The organism is Salipiger sp. D13 (genome assembly GCF_003703915.1).
In the GTDB taxonomy this organism is placed as follows: domain Bacteria; phylum Pseudomonadota; class Alphaproteobacteria; order Rhodobacterales; family Rhodobacteraceae; genus Salipiger; species Salipiger profundus.
This window is the reverse complement of sequence record NZ_ML112618.1, coordinates 1-2686: the sequence shown is the minus strand read 5'-3', so window position 1 is coordinate 2686 and position 2686 is coordinate 1. Positions and strand designations below refer to the sequence as shown.

Here is a 2686-nt window from a genome sequence, read left to right as displayed (position 1 = left end):
GCGTGGCGCACCAGCCGGTTCACGTCCGTCCGCTCGCCCCAGGCATGCACGACATACACCGAACCGCCCGTGATCGTCAGATCGAGCTCCACCCGCGTATTGCCGTTCGGGTTCGTCACCTCCCAGATCGAGGCCCGGTTCTCCGTCAGTGTCGACGTGTCGAGATCAGCGGCTGCCGGCGCCCCATCGACGGAGGCGCTGATCGTGCCGCCACCGACAGCACCAATGATCGCAAAGACCGCAGTGGCCCATGTGTTCATGATGTTCAGGGGGACCGTGTAGGTGCCTGCGGGGATCTCGATCAGCTCGCCTGTCGGCCAGACATCCCAGCGGTTCGTCGCAACGGTTGCCCCACTCAGCGACTGGACCGCGAGATCGGCGAGCCCCTGGCTCCCTGCGCTCGCCTCGATCCACGGCTCAATGGCGGCATCGGTGTCGTCCGGCACCATGTCAGCAAGGATCGGCGCAATCGCGGTCCAGGGCTGGTTGCTGGTGCTGTCGAGCAGGGCGATCACCGGCAGATCGCCGGTCACGGCCTCCTCGTCGTAGAAGCCATACGCGGCCTGCATGCGCGCGATGCGATACGGCAGATGCCGCATGACCGCATCCCGGCGGGTGCTGTTGCCCTGCCAGACGCGCACGAAGTCGAAGGTCGACCCGTTCCACTGGTAGATCGCGACCTTGTTCTCGCGATCCTCGTCTGCCCAGACGACCACGTAATCGTCCGCGCTGAGCCCGGTGCCATCGAGATCCGCTGCCGCGTCGAAGGCCGCCGCGAAGATGGTCAGGTCCGAGCTTGCCTGCGACTGGTCGCGCGCGGTCTCCGCGCTGCTCTGCGCCGACAGGGCCGCCGCCTCCGCCGTCTCCGCCACGCTGGCGCTGGCATCCGCTTCGCTTGCCGACAGCGCGGCCGCCGCCNCGCTTCGCTTGCCGACAGCGCGGCCGCCGCCGCACTCGCCGCCGCTGCCGCCTCGATGGCCGTGGCCGATGCCCCGGTCGTCAGGCGGTAATCAGCGCCGTCCCAACGGAAGTCGAGCAGCATGCCGGGCAGCAGGTAGTCGGCCTGCAGCGCCGCGCCGCTGTTGAGCAGGAGGTCTTTCGCGGTCTCGCCCCCGATGGACATGGTGACGGCGCCGGTGTTCGCCGATGCCACCTCCATGACGAAGAGAGTGGCGAAGGGCTCGTCCGAATAGCGCCGGTCGGCGGTTGCCGTGATGGCGTCTGCTGTCCCGCCCGCCTCCAGCACGACGGTATCCGAGGCCAGCGCCCCGCCCCCGCCGCGCCATTCGATCAGCTCGGCATCGGTCACCCCATCGCTGCCGAACGGATGCAGGAAGGGCACCGCGTGCACCGCGCCAGCCGGCCACCCGAAGTCCACGCCCGCCACATCCGCGTCCTCGCCAATGACGACGGTCACGAACTGCCGCCCATCCGCGACCGTCGGTGTCAGGTCGAGGCTGGCATCGGTCAGCTGCCCGACGCTGGCGAAGTCCTCGTCGAGCCACTGGATACCAAGCCGCACGGTATCGCCGTTCGGATCGGTCGGGTTGGTGGAGCGCGCGAAGGCCCAGGCGATCTCGTAGAAATCCCCCGGCGACAGCGCGAAGCGTTCGCGCGTTGCCAGCACCTCACCGCCAGCCAGCCGGCGCACGGCGCCCCTGGCGGTCGTCACGGTCGTGCCGGGAGCCACGGCCGCCGCCGCATGACCGCCAGTCAGTGTCTCGGTGTAGCGCTCCGGGTAGGCACCGGGTCGGCCCTGCATCGCCATGCCGGCGGCAATGAAGTCACCGCTGGCAGCCGTCGCGGCGGAGCCGAGACCGAGGGCTCCGCGTTGCGCCTCGGCATCCTCGGCTGTCAAAAGGGCGCGGCCAGCCGCCGAGCTGTCGCTGATCTGGTCGGCCGTGTGCGTGTGCCCGACGTCGGACTTGGCCGAGAGCCCGGTGTCGCTGATCCGCACCCAGCGGCCCCAGCCCAGGTTCCACGCATACCGGCCCGCGTTATCCACCGTTGCACCGTCATAGCCCGTCGCCGAGGCCGCGCTGTGCGTTCCCGTGTCGGCGTCCATGACCTCCGCGCCCACCCCATCCGTCGCGGGGGTGTAGGTCTGAAGGTCCGTCCAGGTTGCCGCCCAGATCACGTCGGATGTCACCTGCGCTGTGGCCTCGGCAATCGCGTCGGCCACCGGACCGGACCCGACCAGCTGTGTGCCAAGGACAGAGATCCGCACCCGCCCGACAGCGCCGTCGCGATGCCCCAGCAGGTCGTCCACTGCCGCCAGTTCGTCCGTGTTGATGCTCTCTACACCGTTGTCAGCCATGCGGCTCTCCTTAGTAAATCGTGGCAGAGAATGCGGGCGTCGGATCGCCCGCGACATTGTCAACGTTTTGCGGGACCAGAACGTAGTCCCAGGTCCCGGCCGGCGCGCAGGCGGCGGTCTCGCGGTAGAGCACCACGCGGCTCACGGCGCCGTCGAAGTCGCTGCTTGCCGCCAGTTCGAGGGTGTCGTTGCCGCTGGCGGCGGTCAGCGCGAAGACGTGGGGACCGTCGGCGTCGAGCGCGGCGGCGCTCACCGGGGTGCCGCCGGTGAAGGACGGCGTGAGCGTGCCGGCGGTGCGTCCGGTGATCTCCACCGCGAGCCGGTAGGTCGCGCTGGCGCTGAGCGCGACCGGCTGGGTCAGCGCATCGG

Annotated in this window: 2 pseudogenes; both read right to left on the bottom strand. The window is 69.7% G+C overall.

The features are described from left to right. Window positions 1–919 precede the first annotated feature (919 nt). A pseudogene (locus D6860_RS17855) lies at window positions 920–2317 on the bottom strand (hypothetical protein); the annotation flags it as partial. Window positions 2318–2327: 10 nt separating this feature from the next. Continuing rightward, a pseudogene (locus D6860_RS25360) lies at window positions 2328–2686 on the bottom strand (hypothetical protein); the annotation flags it as partial.